Genomic DNA, 15,468 nt, shown 5'->3' with positions numbered 1-15,468 from the left:
CGGAAACCCTTTGATTTTCCTCGCTTTCGTGGCATCTATCGCGACGCGCCGAACCATCTTGTTCCGTTCGGAAAACGCCTTGCACTGACCATCTTGCACTGAAGAGTTTGCGTCGAACGCGGAGAACCGACCTTGCGTCTGATCAGGTGCCTCGCGCCCATAGCGCTGGGCCTCATGATTCTCGTCGCCGCATCCCAGGCGCGCGCGCTGGATGCCGTCAGCGTCCGCGGCGACGCGCCCGCGATCGACCTCACCGGCGTGCTCGAGCATCAGCGCAGTGACGCCGATCGCATCCAGGTCTCCACCGCACCCGGCACCGACGGCATCGTCCGCCGCATCGAGGTGCGCGCCCGCGAGGGCGGCCAGAACTGGGTGGTGTTCGCACTCGCCAACAACACCGACGACCAGCTCGACCGCCTGATCGTCGCCCCGCATTACCGCATCGTCTCGTCGGGCCTGCTGTGGCCCGACCTCGGGCTGTCGCGCATCGCGACCATCACGCCCTCGATCGGCGACCGCCCGGAGCGCCAGGAGAGCGCGACGGCCGACGTGTTCCGCATCACGCTCGATCCCGGCGCCGTCGTCACCTTTGTCGCGGAACTGCGCACCGACAAGCTGCCGCAGCTCTATCTGTGGGAGCCCGAGTCCTACAAGGACAAGGTCAATTCCTTCACGCTCTACCAGGGCATCGTGATCGGCATCTCCGGGCTTTTGGCGCTCGTGCTCACCATTCTGTTCGTGGTGAAGGGCAGCATCATGTTCCCGGCCGCCGCGGCGCTGGCCTGGGCGGTGCTGGTCTATATCGGCGTCGATTTCGGCTTCTGGGGCAAGGTGCTCGATATGTCGAACAACGCCGAGCGCATCTGGCGCGCGGCGGGTGAAGCGATATTGGCGGCGACGCTGCTGGTGTTCCTGTTCGCCTATCTCAACCTCAGTCGATGGCACGTGCGCTATTCGCACATTACGGTGCTCTGGCTTGCCTTCCTGGGTTCGCTGGTGGCGCTCGCCTTGTTCGACCCGGCGGTGGCTTCCGGCATCGCCCGCATGTCGCTGGTGCTGATCGCCTTCGCGGGCTTCGCGCTGATCGTCTACCTCTCCACCCACGGCTTCGACCGCGCGGTGCTGCTGATCCCGACCTGGTTCCTGCTGGTGGTCTGGGTGGTCGCGGCCGGCATGACGGTCGCGGGCTCCGTCACCAACGACATCGTCGGCCCGGCTCTGCTCGGCGGCCTCGTGCTGATCGTGATGCTGATCGGCTTTACGGTGATGCAGCACGCCTTTGCCGGCGGCAGCGCCACCACCGGCGTCGTCTCCGACATCGAGCGGCGCGCGCTGGCGCTGGCCGGCTCCGGCGATCTGATCTGGGACTGGGACGTCTCCGCCGACAAGGTGTTCACCAGCCCGGAGACCGAAGCCCTGCTCGGCCTCAAGCGCGGCACGCTGGAAGGCCCGGCGGCGTCGTGGCTTGAGGTGCTGCATCCGCTCGACCAGGACCGTTTCCGCGCAGCGCTCGACAGCGTGCTCGACCAGCGCCGCGGCCGCCTGGTGCAGGATTTCCGGCTGCGCACGCCGGACGGTCATTTCATGTGGTTCGCGCTGAAGGCGCGCCCGGTGGTCGGCTCGGACGGCGAGGTCTCGCGCGTGGTCGGCACGCTCACCGACGTCACCGAGCTGCGCAACGCCGAGGAGCGCCTGCTGCACGATTCCGTGCATGACAACCTCACCGGGCTGCCCAACCGGAAACTGTTCATGGACCGGCTCGGCGCGGTCGCGCATTTCGCCAAGACCATGCCGACGCTGCGGCCGACGCTGATGGTGATCGACCTCGACCGCTTCAAGCAGGTCAACGATTCCGTCGGCATCGCGGTCGGCGACTCGATCCTGCTGACGCTGGCCCGCCGCCTCACCCGCATCCTGAAGCCGCAGGACACGCTGGCGCGGCTTGCCGGCGACCAGTTCGGCCTGATCCTGCTCTCGGAGCAGGACCCCGCCCGCATCACCGCCTTCGCCGAGACCATCCGCAAGACCATCCGCGCCCCGATCGCCTTCAACGACCGCGAGATTTTTCTCACCGCCTCGATCGGGCTCGCGCTCTCCGATCCGCAGACCCAGTTGACGGACGAGATCATCAAGGACGCCGAGCTTGCGATGTATCATTCCAAGCGGATCGGCGGCGACCGCATCGACGTCTACAAGCCGGCGATGYGCGCGCGAAAGACCGACCGCCTGACGCTGGAGAGCGAGCTGCGCCGCGCCATCGAGCGGCAGGAGCTCACGATCCTGTACCAGCCGATCGTGCGGCTGGAGGATCGCTCGATCGCCGGCTTCGAGGCGCTGGTGCGCTGGGATCATCCGAAGCTCGGACGCATGGCGCCGTCGGAATTCATCAGCATCGCGGAAGAGACCGGCCTGATCGTCGACCTCGGCATGTTCGTGCTCGACCAGACCGCAAAGCAGCTTTCGGTGTGGCAGCGCGCGATGCGCTCGCGCGAGCCGATCTTCGCCTCCGTCAACGTCTCCTCGCGGCAATTGCTGCGCCACGATCTGATCCACGACATCCGCACGGTGCTGTCGCGCTCCTCGGTGGCGCGCGGCACGCTGAAGCTGGAATTGACGGAATCGCTGGTGATGGAGAACCCGGAGCACGCAGCCCAGATGCTGACGCGGATCCGCGAGCTCGGCACCGGGCTGTCGCTCGACGATTTCGGCACCGGCCATTCGTCGCTGGCCTATCTCCAGCGCTTCCCGTTCGATACCATCAAGATCGACCAGTCGTTCGTGCGCACCACCAACCGCGGCACCCGTCCGGTGATCCTGAAGTCGATCATCGCGCTCGCGCATGATCTCGGCATGGACGTGGTCGCGGAAGGCGCCGAGACCGATTCCGACGCGGTCGAGCTCTACCAGATGGGCTGCGAATAYGCGCAGGGCTTCGCCTTCGGCGAGCCCATGGACGCGGATGCCGCGATGCGGTTGCTGACGGAAGTGCGCCTGGAAGCGGCGAGCTAGCGCTTATCTTCTTCCGCTCTCCTCCCGGAAAGGGTCGCTCGCAAAGCGAGCGGGGTGCCGCACCGGCGCGCTTATGCCGGGCTTGATCCAGATCAATGGGCCCTGCTCGACCACCATGAAAGATGGCACGCAGCATTCGATCCAGAACGGCTTCGTCATCGAGGTCACTGGGCTCGCAGCTGTCGTTCTCAGAATGAGCAGACCACGCGTCTTTCTCAGGAGTCACGGATGACTCGGCACCTTTTCTACGCGATGACCCTCATCGGCACCGGAGTGTTCCTCGCCTCATCGGCCGAAGCAGTGACAGCCGCACGATGCGAGGATCGAGGCGCAAATTGCCTCGGCACATGTGCCGACTACACCGGCGGGGCCGGTGACGTTCGAGGGCGCCAGAACACATGCGTGCGCGTCTGCGACCGGCAGACGACCAGATGCCTGATACGAGCCCATGACGAACGCTGGCCCCATAATCGCCAATGAAGGCCGTGGTTCTACACTTGGGCTAGCGCCCCCCGTCTCGCGCTTGCGGCGCACCGCGTCCAGCTGACCTACCCTGGCTTGCGTCGTAGCCCCGCGACCAAACAAAACCCCACCACCAGCGAGATCGCGGCAAGACCGCCCCAGACCATTCCCGCCTGTTCGAGATAAACATCCTGCGTTACAGGGTCGTAGCAGCGGCCGAGCTCGTTGAAGCAGTCGCGCCAGCGCCAGTAGCGCGCCTCGAAGGCGAGCGCGAACAGCACGCCTGTAGCAATCAGGGCTGCGCCAAAAATCCCCCTTAGCCAGCGCAGAATCATGCAGCGTCAGCTCACCTGCGCTGCTTCTTCTTGGTGAAGCGCACGCTCTGGCCGTCCGGCATCCGCGTCGCGACGAACCCCGCGGCGAGGCAGGCTTCGCGCTGGGGCATCTGGATGTCGGGGCTGCGGAGGCTGTCCCACCATGAGGCGCGATTCGCCGCCCGCGGCAGGGCCGAGCCGATGATCTCCTCGATCTGCTCGAAACTCAGCACGAAYTCCGTTTGCTTCTGCCGCATCAGGTAATCCCGCAGCGCGTCGTAATCGTTCACAATCGTCCTCTCGTCCCAGCTCCGCTGCCCAAAAGCGATGCCCGCGGAAACCAATTCTTAACTCRTTGTGGCAGCGCCGTCCCGGCTTAAACACTACGCAAGATTTCGGGCGCATCCACTAGTGTCGGGAGCACTCGATGCAGTCTGGATGGCGCGACGTCACGACCCGCCGGCCGTGGCGGATTTCGGCGAAGCTGCTGATCATATCGTCCGTCGTGACGGTGATCGGCTTTTCCGCCATTTGCGTCAACGTCATGCTGGACATGCGCCGCGGCGAGGAGGCCCTCGCGCGCCAGACGCTGGACAATCTGGCCACCTCCATCGAAGCAGATATCAGCCGCAACATCGAGATCTACGATCTCTCCCTGAAGGCGGTCGCCAGCAACATGCTGCTGCCGGAGATCAACGCGGTCTCGAAGCCGATCCGTCACCTGATCCTGTTCGATCACGCCACCACGGCGCGGCACTTCGGCGCCATCCAGGTGTTCGATGCCGAGGGCAGGCTGACCATCGACGCCTCCACGCTCGATCCCCTGCCGGAGAACCGGAGCGAGGAGGACTACTTCAGGGTTCATCGCGACGATCCCGACGCCGGCCTCTTCATCAGCCGTCCGATGCTTTTCCGCGGCGCCTATTCCATCGTGCTGAGCCGGCGCATCAGCGATACCGACGGCGGCTTCTTGGGGGTCGTCACCGGCTCGATCCGTTTCAGCTATTTCCACGAATTGTTCGAGCGCCTGAACCTCGATCCCGACGATACCATCACCGTGCTGACGCGCGACCGCACCATCATGATGCGGCGGCCGTTCGATCTCGACGTCATCGGCAAGAATCTCGGGACGCAGCAGAGCTGGAAGGCCGACAATCTCAAGGCCGGCGGGTCCTATGCGGGCCAGGGCCCGGTGGACGCGACGCCGCGCCTCTATGTCCGCAGCACCGGCCCGGGTCCGCTCTTCGTGGTGGCAGGCAAGCCGCTCGCCGCCGTGTTCGAGCTCTGGCAGAAGGAAGCCTACCGCATCGGCGCCGTGGTCCTGGCGCTCATCCTGTTCATGCTGGCCTCGACGCTGGTGCTCGCCCGCGAGATCGGCCGGCGCGCCGATGCCGAGCGCAAGCTCGAGGAGATGGCGACGACGGATGCGCTCACCGGCCTGAAGAACCGCCGCAAGTTCGACCAGGTCATCGACGTCGAATGGCGCCGCGCGATGCGCCAGAAGACGCCGGTCGCACTGCTGATGATCGATGCCGATCACTTCAAGGCCTACAACGACACGTTCGGCCATCAGGCCGGCGACCAGGTGCTGGTCGGCATCGCCATCTGCATTTCCGATTCGGTGCGGCGGTCCGGCGACTGCGCCGCGCGCTATGGCGGCGAGGAATTCGCGGTACTGCTGCCGAACACCTCGGCCGCCGAGGCCTTCAAGGTCGCCGAGACGATCCGCGGCAAGGTACAGGGCTGGTCCGACGACCAGGCGGCGTCGACGGTCTCCTGCGGCATTGCGGGCTTGGTTCCTACCACCGGCCTGGACTGGCCGGTCCTGGTCGCCGCCGCCGACAAGGCGCTCTATGCGGCGAAAGCCGGCGGCCGCAACCAGTCCGTGGTCGCGAGCCTTCCGAAGCTGTCGCTGGTGGCGTGAGGGGCCCCCTCCGTCATTGCGAGCGAAGCGAAGCAATCCAGACTGTCTCCGCGGAGGCAGCCTGGATTGCTTCGTCGCTTCACTCCTCGCAATGACGAGTGGAGCGCTACTGCCCCAGATACTTCTTCATCTCCGCAATGAGCCCATCGCGCAGTTCCGGCCGCTTCAGGCCGTAGGCGATGTTGGCGCGGAGGAAGCCGGGCTTGGAGCCGCAATCATGGCGCTCGCCCTCGAACTCGACGCCGTAGAATTTCTGCGACTTGGCGAGGCCGATCATGGCGTCGGTGAGCTGGATCTCGCCGCCGGCGCCGCGCTCCTGGGTCTCCAGGATCTTGAAGATCTCCGGCTGAAGGATGTAGCGGCCGGTGATGGAGAGGTTGGAGGGCGCGGTGCCCTTGGCCGGCTTCTCGACCATGCCGTCGACCTCGAACATCTTGCCGGTGCGCTTGCCGACGCCGCAGATGCCGTATTGATGGGTAAGATGGTCGGGCACCGCCTCGACCGCGATGACGTTGGATTTTTCGCCGAGCGTTGAAGCCGTCTCGATCATCTGCTTCAGGCAGCCGGTCGTGTTGAGCACGAGCTCATCGGGCAGCACGACCGCGAACGGCTCGTTGCCGACGATGTCGCGCGCACACCAGACCGCGTGGCCGAGACCGAGCGGCGCCTGCTGGCGGGTGAAGCTGACGGCGCCGGCCTCCGGCTGATTCTGCGCCAGGATGTCCTGCTCCGCCTTCTTGCCGCGCGCGGCGAGCGTCGCGTCGAGCTCGAACATCTTGTCGAAATGATCTTCGATGACGTTTTTGTTGCGGCCGGTGACGAAGATGAAATGCTCGATGCCGGCTTCCCTCGCCTCGTCATAGACGTACTGGATCAGCGGCTTGTCGACGATGGTCAGCATTTCCTTCGGCATCGCCTTGGTGGCGGGCAGGACGCGGGTGCCGAGGCCGGCGACGGGGAATACGGCTTTGCGAATTTTCATGGGACAGATCGAATACCTGAGGACGTGAAGGGAGCAATGGTATCTTGCTAGCTTGTTTGCAGCCGCTAACAAAGGCGGATGTGGGGCCTCGCGCTCACAGAGTTGAGAAAAAGGCCGACACCAAAATTTCACCTTTGTTAAGCTATTGGCAACCGGTACCGGGCCTCCTGAAGGCGGATTTTCGGGCGGACAGGTAGGGTATGATGCAATCAGTGGCAGCGCTGGCGAAACGTGCTGGATTTGTGACCGGCGCAATGATGCTTGCGGCCGCCGTGCTGCTGCCTGTCAGCGCGCGCGCCCAGGCGCAGAACGGCTTGTCGCACCTGTTCGGCGGTATTTTCTCCGGCCCGAATCCAGCGCCCTCGCAAGCCCCGCCCGGCCCCGGCGGCGCCTTGCCATGGACCGGCGAGGACGGCGCCTCCGGCCACCCGCTGATGACGGCCGCCGCGATCCGCGAGGCCGCCTCCAACTTCAACAATTGCGTCGCGGGGATGTGGCCCGATGCCGCACGGCGCAACATCACGCAGGAGAATTTCCAGCGCTTCACGGCCGGGCTGTCGCCCGATCTGCGCATCATGGACCTGATGGATTCGCAGCCGGAGTTCACCAAGTCGATCTGGGACTATCTCGACATCCTCGTGAACGACAACCGCCTCGCCAAGGGCCGCGAGGTCCTCGCCAAATACAAGGCGCAGTTCGACGCCACCGAAAAAGCCACCGGCGTCGACCGCTACATCATCGCCTCGATCTGGGGCATCGAGTCCAATTACTCGACGCAGATGGGCGACCGCAGCGTGCTGCAATCGACCGCGACGCTCGCCTGCATCGGCCGCCGCCAAGCCTATTTCAAGGACGAGTTTCTCTCCGCGCTGGAGATCCTCAACCGCGGCGATCTCAGGCCTGAGCAGATGCGCGGCTCCTGGGCCGGTGCCTTCGGCCCGACCCAGTTCATGCCGACCGCGTTCAAGCGCTTTGCCGTGGATGGTGATGGCGACGGACGGCGCGACGTCGTCCACAATCCCACCGATCTGATCGCCTCGACCGCCAACAATCTGAAGAAGGACGGCTGGCAGGCCGGCCAGACCTGGGGCTACGAGGTCGTGGTGCCCCAGGGTTTCAACTACATGCTGGCCGATCGCGCCAAGGCGATGACGATGGCGCAGTGGGAGAAGCTCGGGCTCAAGCGCCCGGCCAACCAGCCCTTCCCGCATCCGGCCGAGAAAGCCTATCTGCTGGCGCCCGCCGGGGCGCAGGGCCCGGGCTTCCTGATGCTGCAGAATTACCGCGTCATCATGAAGTACAACCCGGCCGAGGCTTATGCGCTGGCGATCGGCCATTTCGCCGACCGCCTGCGCGGCGGCCAGCCCTTCGTGCAGCCCTGGCCGCGGCAGGAGCGCGAGCTGTCCCGTACCGAACGGCTGGAACTCCAGCAGCTGCTGGCCCAGCGCGGCTTCTACAAGGGCACCCCGGACGGCCAGTTCGGCGGCCAGACCCGGGAGGCCCTGCGCAACTTCCAGGCCTCGATCGGGGTGCCTGCGGACGGGTTTGCCTCCTCCGACGCCCTGGAGCGGCTGCGCGGGCGGTAAACACCGCCCGCCACAGCCGATCATTCAGGAATCGACGTAGTTCACGACATCGGAGAGCTCGAACCTCGTCTTGGGGTCCGACATATCCTTGACGGTGGGCCGCCAATCCGGGAACTGGACCAGGTAAGATTGACTGTCGGCGAAGACCAGGCCGATCAGGACCTCGGCGACGATGCGTCCGCCGACGTCGCCCAGCCTGCTGCCGCCAAGCACCTGCGATGTCGGCTTTTCGTCCTCATCCTCGAAGTCGGTCTTGACCGCGTCGGCCAGCTCCGCCTCGCGCAGGATATAGTACCAGAGCGGTGCGTTCTCGTGCAGCTGCGCAGCGTTTTCCGTGAACATGTCGCGGCGTGCCTTCGCGGCGTCGTCGTCCAGATTGCCTTGATCGATCCAGAGCTGCTCGTCCGTCAGGGGCTTGAGACCCATGCGCCGTGCCACCGCCTGCCCGCTCGGCAGGCCCAGCGCGATGCCGCGCTGCAGGTTCAGGCTTGGCAACGACTTGCGATCAGGCCTCTTCTCGTTGCGCAGGTCCGGCAACATCGAGAGCGGATCGACCAGCATGGTGTCGATCCGATACGCCGGCTGCGGCCGCACGAACTGGTCGAACGGGAGCTCCGCCGTCGGCTCCGGCAGATCGCTTGCCACGTCCGGCAGGAAGAAGCTCCAGTCGATGCCCCATCCCGGGGGCAACGGACGGAAGCCGTTCAGGCTGCGCACGTCGTCGCAGCTGAAGTCCGGCTTGAAGATCGGCAATCGGTCCAGCTTGTTCTTCGGCGCCCTCTGATGCGGTATCTCCGCGCTCAGCGAATAGCTCGGCCGGACCATGGAGTGGCCGAACCGATAGGCCGCGACCGAAAATTCGACCGGCATGAACGGATATTACGCGTCCTCCGGCTTGTAGAAGTGGAGCTTCGGCTTGCCGCCGTTGTAGACCGCGTGGAACATCTTGTCGCCGACGATGCGCCGCACGAAGTCGTGCAAGACGACCCATTGATAGTGCCAGCGTACCTTGCGCTGGGCCGTATTGAAGGCTGCGAGGCCCGTGATCCCCGGCCGCTCGTTTCCCGGCTCGGTCGACGGCCGCGCCAGGTCGAGCATGATCTTGTTGTGGAAGCGCTGCCACAGCTGGTGAATCTGCACGACGATGTTGTTCTCGTCGTTGCGCTTGTCGCCGATGATGGCGCGTGGGCAATCCTGATGCTCATCGTCGACTTCACCGCTCTCGTCACGCGGCGCGCGTTGCACGTCGAAGAGCTTCTTCTTGCCCTTCAGATAGGCCGGCGTCTTGTCGAAGCCGAGCTTGATGGTGAGATCGGGATTGTAGAGGTAGGGCTGATCCGCCGGCCCCCGGCCGTAGATGCTGTCGAGATCCAGCCGCGCCGTGCGGAAATCCTGGGTCGCGTTGGGATCATTGTCACGGTCGAGATCGGAGGCGGGATCGAAGGTGATGTCGTGATCGATGAACTGGCCGAAATAGGTGTAGCCTGCCTTGATCTTCGGATTCTCGTCGGCCGGTTCCTCCTCGGTAATCGGCGCACCGGTATCCCCCCGCTTGATCATGGTGTCGGCGATCGCATTCATGATCGCCTGTTCCTGCGGTAGGGTATCGCCGAAGCGGGCCCGGGCCAGCTCCGGGAACATGCGGCCGAACCGGCCAAAGCCTTCCGGCTGGTAAGCCACGGCGTCCAGGCCACGTTCGGATCGGCCATGGCCTTGCGGTCGCTTCGCTTTGGACTGCTCGGCCTGCGCGTCGAGCAATTTCTCGGCTTGCGCACGCGACTCGGCAACATCTTGCTTGGTGATGTCCTGCATGAGTTCACTCCCGAAATTGGAATTGGTCATCAATATTGAGAGAGCGCTATTTCAGCGTGAAAATACCGTTAGACCGCCATTGAAGTTGTGAGATGGATCGCAATTGGGGGTGGATCACACCGTCGCACCGGATGATCCGGCCCTCTGTTAACGGTTCCGGCCTGTTTCGGACCAATCGGCCTTGACCTCAGGACCCATCGGGCGATTTATGACGATAGAATTTGCCCGTTTGGCGCCCGATTCCGTTATTATATCGAGCCTATCCCGACCCCCATTGCGCGTGCCCGAGATCGCATGTCGAAGCCCAGGCCCCAGTTCAAGTCCTTCTTCAAGGCGCTGACCGAGACCGGCCCGCTGATCGCGCTGGGGACGGCGCTTGCGATTCTGGTCTCCGTCGCGGGACCCGCCTCGGCGCAGTTCTTCAACTTCCCCGGCTTCGGCGGCCCGCCGCAGCGGCAGGCCCCGCCACCGCGGAACGGTGGAGGCGGCGGCTGGTTCGGCGGCGACTTCTTCGCGCCATTCCAGCAGCAGCAGCAGCAGCAGGCGCCGCGCCAGGATTTTTCGCGCGCGCCGGCACCAGCCAAGCGCGACACCACGCCCGACAAGAACGTGCTGGTGATCGGCGACGCCATGGCCGACTGGCTCGCCTACGGCCTCGAAGACGCCTACACCGAGCAGCCCGACATGGGCGTGATCCGCAAGCACAAGACCACGTCCGGCCTGATCAAGTACCAGCCGAAGGGTGAGCCCGCGGACTGGGCGGCGGCAGCGAAGGGCATCCTCGAGACCGAGAAGCCTGATGTGATCGTCGTCATGCTCGGCCTCAACGACCGCATCTCGATCCGCGAGGCCGCGCCCGACAAGGCGACGGACAAGGACAAGAAGAACGACAAGGGCGCGCGCGCCAAGCCGCAAGGAAAGCCAGGCGACAAGCCCGGCGACGCCAAACCTGATTCCGCCGCCAAGCCGGACGACAAGCCCGCCGACACCGACCTGCCGCAGGACGATGCCGACAACGCCGACACGCCGGCGGTCACAGCGCCGGACAAGACCGCGCGCAATCCGAACGGCCTCTACGAATTCCGCGACGAGCGCTGGGTCGAGCTCTACGGCAAGAAGATCGAGGAGCTGGCCAACGTCCTCAAGTCCAAGGGCGTTCCGGTGCTCTGGGTCGGCCTGCCCGCGATCCGCGGCCCCAAGGGCACCGCGGACATGCTGTTCCTGGATTCGCTCTATCGCGAAGGCGCCGCCAAGGCCGGCATCACCTATGTCGATGTCTGGGACGGCTTTGTCGACGAAGCCGGCCGCTTCCTCCAGAAGGGCCCGGACTTCGAAGGCCAGATCCGCCAGCTCCGCAGCTATGACGGCGTCTATTTCACGAAACCCGGCGCACGCAAGCTCGCCCACTATGTCGAGCGCGAGATCACGCGCCTGCTCGCCGGACGCTCCGGCCCGATTGCGCTGCCGAGCGAGCCTGCGACCCCCGACACCAGCGCCGAGCCCGGTAAGCCCGCGCCGCGGCCGCTGGCGGGACCGATCGTGCCGCTGGTTGCGGCCTCGATCTCGGCCGATCAATTGCTGGGCGGACCGGGCTCGCGTCCCGCTGCCGTCGATGCGCTCGCCGCGAAGACGATGGTGAAGGGTGAGCCGCTGGCCGCGCCCGCCGGCCGTGCCGATGATTATGCCTGGCCGCGCCGCGAAGTCGGCCGCGAGCAGGCCAAGGGCGATACGCCGATGGCGGCGACGACGCCGGATGGTGCTGCTGCTGCTCCCGGTACGCCAAGCGCTGCCGCCGCGATCGCGCCGCCCAGACTCGCGCCGAAGAGGCCGCCGGTGCAGCAGCCGCAGCAGCCGGCCCAGGCAACGCCGGCATTCCGCGATTTCTTCGGCTTCGGCTCTCCGCAACCACCGCCGCGTCAATTCGCGCCGGCGCCGCGTAATCCCAATCCCGCGATCCCGCGCCCGCCTGGTAACGTCGGGCGATCGGCGGAGATGTTCCGGTAAGCGAAGGTCTCGCGTCCCGGACGCGGCGCAGCACCTCTTGGTGATGCGACGCAGAGCCGGGACCTAGCCCACTCACGAATTTCACAAAAGAATGGGCCCCGGCTCTGCAAAGCGACGTTGCCGGACGATGCTAAGCATCGCCTAGGCCGCATTGCGTCCGGGGCACGAAAAATTCGGGCGGTGGCGACTAACCGTAATAGCGCCAGCGCGGCGGCGGGCGACGGGCGGGACGCGACATCAGGAGCGCGAGTGCGAAGCCGATTCCGCCGGCGATCAGCAGCGCACCGAGCGGATTGTCCTGCACCTTCTTGGCAATCGCCTGCGAACCGTCGCGCAAGGTCTCGGCCGGCTTGTCGTAGGCGTCCTTGGCGTAGCCGGCCGCAGTCTCACCGGCGTCGCGCACGGCATCCTTGGCCTGGCCGTAGAGATTCTGCACGGTGCCGGCGGCTTCCCGCGCCTTGCCTGACGCCTGTGTCTGCGCATCGCCAGCGAGATCACCGACGGCGCCTTCTGCGCGCCCAGCGAATTCCTTGGCCGATCCGACGATCCGATCCTTGTCCATGTTGCTCCTCCTCGGGGGTCAGCCCAAGTAACCGATCAGGAGCAGCGCAGTTCCAAGCTTCTGCGAAAGTGTGTAGGCCGCGGATTACGCTCCCGCCTGCGCTCTTCGGGCCACGGCGGGCCAGTCGCTCCATCCGGGCTACAGGATGAGCCCGCCATCGACGACCAGCGTCTGGCCAATGATGTAGGACGACAGCGGCGAGGCCAGGAACAGCGCCGCGCCCGCCATGTCAGCCGGCGTGCCCAATCGGCGCAGCGGAATGCGCGACAACGCGCCTTCGAGCCGCTTGGGATTGTCGGTTGTCACCTTCGTCATCTTGGTGTCGACGAGGCCGGGCGCGATACCGTTGACGCGGATGCCATCCTCGGCCCAGGCCTCGCCCAGCGTCCGCGTCAATCCGACTGCGCCGGTCTTCGAGGCGTTGTAGGCGGGATTGCCCATGGTGGAATGATAGGCTGCGGTCGAGGACACCATGATCAGCGCGCCCTTGCTATCGCGCAGCATGGAGTGAAACCGCGTCGCGCAGGCCATCAGGCTCATCAGATTGACCTCGACGACCTTGCGGAAGCCAGCCATCTCGAACTCGCCGCGGCGATAGAGCACCGCGCCCTGCGCGAGCACGAGCACATCGAGACGGTCGAAGGACGGCTTGAACGCTTCCACCGCGCCGGTGTTGCCGACGTCGAGCTGCGCATAGGAAAGACCCGTGAGATCGGAGCCTTCTTGCGCCGAATATTCCGCAGGATGAGCACGCGTGCCGCAGACTGCAACTTGCGCGCCCCTGGCGCGAAAGGCTTGCGCGATGCCGTTGCCGATACCGCTGGAACCGCCGACCACCAGCACCTGCTTGCCTGAGAAATCGAGCTCGTTCGCCATCGTGGCCTCCCCTTTTATCTTGCTTGTTTGACCTGTCTGCGGATCGATGCCAGCCTTGTCCATCTCATAACAAGAAACAAGGGACGCGAGGAAACGGCATGTCCGAATTCAAGGAGCTCAGCCGGTCGGTGAAAGGCCTGACCGTTCTCGTCACGGGTGCGGCGAGCGGCATGGGGCGCGCGACCGCGCGCGTGTTCGCCGCTGAAGGCGCGAACGTTGCCGTCACCGACTTTGACGAGCAGGGCGCGCTGTCCGTTGCCAAGGAGATTGCCGCGAACGCCGGATCCGCGAAGGCGTGGAAGCTCGATGTCGCCGATGGCGGCGAGATCAAGCGCGTGGTTGGCGACGTCGCGGCGCATTTCGGCGGGCTCGACATCATCGTCAACAATGCCGGCATCTCCGTGCGCGTCGCGATCGACGACGAGGCTTACGAAGACGCCTGGGCCAAGGGCATCGCCGTGATGCTGACGGCGCATCCGCGCATCATCCGCGCCGCGCTGCCGCACCTGCGCAAGTCGAAGAGCCCGCGCATCGTCAACATCGCCTCGACCGAGGCGCTCGGCGCCACCGCATTGCACAGCCCCTATTCGGCGGCGAAGGGCGGCGTGGCGAGCCTCACGCGCTCGCTCGCCGTCGAGCTCGGCCGCGAAGGCATCACCGTCAACTGCATCTGCCCGGGCCCGATCCGCACCGCCATCACCGACCGGATCTCCGAAGAGCACAAGACCATCTACGCCAAGCGCCGCACTGCACTGGGCCGTTACGGCGACCCCGAGGAGGTCGCGCATATGACGCTGAGCCTGTGCCTGCCGGCTGCGTCTTTCCTCACCGGCGCGGTGATCCCTGTCGACGGAGGCCTGATGGCGCGCAACGCGTGAGAGCCATGACGCTTAAGAGATATGCGCGCCGAGCGTTGACAACGCCGGTCGCGGGAGTAGCTTTTTTATCGGCAGAGCGGGACCAACCGCTCGCGGTTCGCGGGAGAAACACCATGACGATCGCCATCCGGCGGCTTCAGAAACATTTTGTCGGCGAGGTTTCCGGCCTCGACCTGCGAAAGCCTCTCACCGAGGCCGAGGCGCGCGAGGTCGAGGCCGCCATGGACAAATATGCGGTGCTGGTCTTCCACGACCAGGACATCACCGACGAGCAGCAGATGGCGTTCGCGCTGAATTTCGGCCAGCGCGAGGACGCGCGCGGCGGCACCGTGACCAAGGAAAAGGACTACCGGCTCCAATCGGGCCTCAACGACGTCTCCAATCTCGGCAAGGAWGGCAAGCCGCTGGCGAAGGACAGCCGCGCGCATCTGTTCAACCTCGGCAACTGCCTGTGGCATTCCGACAGCTCGTTTCGCCCGATCCCCGCAAAATTCTCGCTGCTGTCGGCGCGCGTGGTGAACCCGAAGGGCGGCAATACCGAGTTCGCCGACATGCGCGCGGCCTATGACGCGCTCGATGACGACACCAAGGCCGAGATCGAGGATCTCATCTGCGAGCACTCGCTGATGTATTCGCGCGGATCGCTCGGCTTCACCGAGTACACCGACGACGAAAAGCAGATGTTCAAGCCGGTGCTGCAGCGCCTGGTGCGCACCCATCCGGTGCATCGCCGCAAGTCGCTGTACCTCTCATCGCATGCCGGCAAGATCGTCAGCATGAGCGTCCCCGAAGGTCGGCTGCTGCTGCGCGATCTGAACGAGCATGCGACGCAAGGCGAGTTCGTCTACGTCCACAAATGGAAGCTGCATGATCTCGTGATGTGGGACAACCGCCAGACCATGCATCGCGTCCGCCGCTACGACCAGTCCCAGCCCCGCGACATGCGCCGCGCGACGGTGGCGGGGACAGAGCCGACGGTACAGCAGCAGGCGGCGGAGTAGGCGGCACACCCCGCTGGACGTGGTCATCGCCCGGCTTGACCGGGCGATCCATTACTCC

13 protein-coding genes are annotated in these 15,468 nt (G+C 65.3%); 6 read left to right on the top strand and 7 right to left on the bottom strand.

The window, feature by feature from the left end:
* The first annotated feature begins 132 nt into the window (after positions 1–132).
* Positions 133–3,009 carry an EAL domain-containing protein gene (locus AB4Z51_RS17610; protein ID WP_441497691.1) on the top strand — a complete coding sequence of 959 codons (2,877 nt, stop codon included), beginning with the start codon at positions 133–135 and terminating at the stop codon, positions 3,007–3,009.
* A 548-nt stretch (positions 3,010–3,557) separates the two neighbouring features.
* Here AB4Z51_RS17610 and AB4Z51_RS17605 read toward each other — a convergent pair.
* Together AB4Z51_RS17605 and AB4Z51_RS17600 are read right to left on the bottom strand one after the other, a co-directional pair.
* The gene (locus AB4Z51_RS17605; RefSeq protein ID WP_063981010.1) at positions 3,558–3,806 is read right to left on the bottom strand and encodes a hypothetical protein; all 249 of its coding nucleotides are present in this window, start codon (positions 3,804–3,806) and stop codon (positions 3,558–3,560) included.
* Between the two features lie 11 nt (positions 3,807–3,817).
* A complete protein-coding gene (locus AB4Z51_RS17600) occupies positions 3,818–4,075 on the bottom strand; it encodes a DUF7662 domain-containing protein (protein ID WP_028148420.1) in 258 nt (85 codons plus the stop codon).
* Between the two features lie 137 nt (positions 4,076–4,212).
* Between AB4Z51_RS17600 and AB4Z51_RS17595 the strand changes: the two genes are divergently transcribed.
* Positions 4,213–5,709, top strand: a complete 1,497-nt coding sequence (locus AB4Z51_RS17595; RefSeq protein ID WP_441497690.1) for a sensor domain-containing diguanylate cyclase — start codon at positions 4,213–4,215, stop codon at positions 5,707–5,709.
* Between the two features lie 106 nt (positions 5,710–5,815).
* On the opposite strand, the gene galU is transcribed toward AB4Z51_RS17595, so the two are convergent.
* Positions 5,816–6,691, bottom strand: coding sequence for a UTP--glucose-1-phosphate uridylyltransferase GalU (gene galU, locus AB4Z51_RS17590; protein WP_014498169.1), 876 nt, complete (start codon positions 6,689–6,691; stop codon positions 5,816–5,818).
* 200 nt (positions 6,692–6,891) lie between these two features.
* Between galU and AB4Z51_RS17585 the strand changes: the two genes are divergently transcribed.
* Entirely contained in the window at positions 6,892–8,277 is a 1,386-nt protein-coding gene (locus AB4Z51_RS17585; protein ID WP_441497689.1) for a lytic murein transglycosylase, read from the top strand.
* A gap of 24 nt (positions 8,278–8,301) precedes the next feature.
* Here the strand turns inward: AB4Z51_RS17585 and AB4Z51_RS17580 are convergent, their stop codons facing one another.
* Positions 8,302–9,147, bottom strand: a complete 846-nt coding sequence (locus AB4Z51_RS17580; RefSeq protein ID WP_441497688.1) for a hypothetical protein — start codon at positions 9,145–9,147, stop codon at positions 8,302–8,304.
* A 9-nt stretch (positions 9,148–9,156) separates the two neighbouring features.
* Positions 9,157–10,089, bottom strand: a complete 933-nt coding sequence (locus tag AB4Z51_RS17575; RefSeq protein WP_441497687.1) for a peroxidase family protein — start codon at positions 10,087–10,089, stop codon at positions 9,157–9,159.
* A 294-nt stretch (positions 10,090–10,383) separates the two neighbouring features.
* On the opposite strand from AB4Z51_RS17575, the gene AB4Z51_RS17570 reads away from it, so the two are divergent.
* Complete coding sequence (locus AB4Z51_RS17570) at positions 10,384–12,093, top strand: DUF459 domain-containing protein (protein WP_441497686.1); 1,710 nt, start codon at positions 10,384–10,386, stop codon at positions 12,091–12,093.
* A gap of 187 nt (positions 12,094–12,280) precedes the next feature.
* Here AB4Z51_RS17570 and AB4Z51_RS17565 read toward each other — a convergent pair whose 3' ends face one another.
* Entirely contained in the window at positions 12,281–12,655 is a 375-nt protein-coding gene (locus AB4Z51_RS17565) for a CsbD family protein (protein ID WP_063981006.1), read from the bottom strand.
* Positions 12,656–12,793: 138 nt separating this feature from the next.
* The gene (locus tag AB4Z51_RS17560) at positions 12,794–13,531 is read right to left on the bottom strand and encodes an SDR family NAD(P)-dependent oxidoreductase (protein WP_441497685.1); all 738 of its coding nucleotides are present in this window, start codon (positions 13,529–13,531) and stop codon (positions 12,794–12,796) included.
* 98 nt (positions 13,532–13,629) lie between these two features.
* On the opposite strand from AB4Z51_RS17560, the gene AB4Z51_RS17555 reads away from it, so the two are divergent.
* Together AB4Z51_RS17555 and AB4Z51_RS17550 are read left to right on the top strand one after the other, a co-directional pair.
* The gene (locus tag AB4Z51_RS17555; RefSeq protein WP_063981005.1) at positions 13,630–14,409 is read left to right on the top strand and encodes an SDR family NAD(P)-dependent oxidoreductase; all 780 of its coding nucleotides are present in this window, start codon (positions 13,630–13,632) and stop codon (positions 14,407–14,409) included.
* Positions 14,410–14,522: 113 nt separating this feature from the next.
* Positions 14,523–15,410: a TauD/TfdA dioxygenase family protein gene (locus tag AB4Z51_RS17550; RefSeq protein ID WP_441497684.1), complete on the top strand. Its 888-nt coding sequence runs from the start codon at positions 14,523–14,525 to the stop codon at positions 15,408–15,410.
* Positions 15,411–15,468 lie beyond the last annotated feature (58 nt).

This window comes from Bradyrhizobium sp. 2TAF36, assembly GCF_052114925.1.
Taxonomy (GTDB): Bacteria; Pseudomonadota; Alphaproteobacteria; order Rhizobiales; family Xanthobacteraceae; genus Bradyrhizobium; species Bradyrhizobium barranii.
This window is presented reverse-complemented; position numbering and strand designations above follow the sequence as displayed.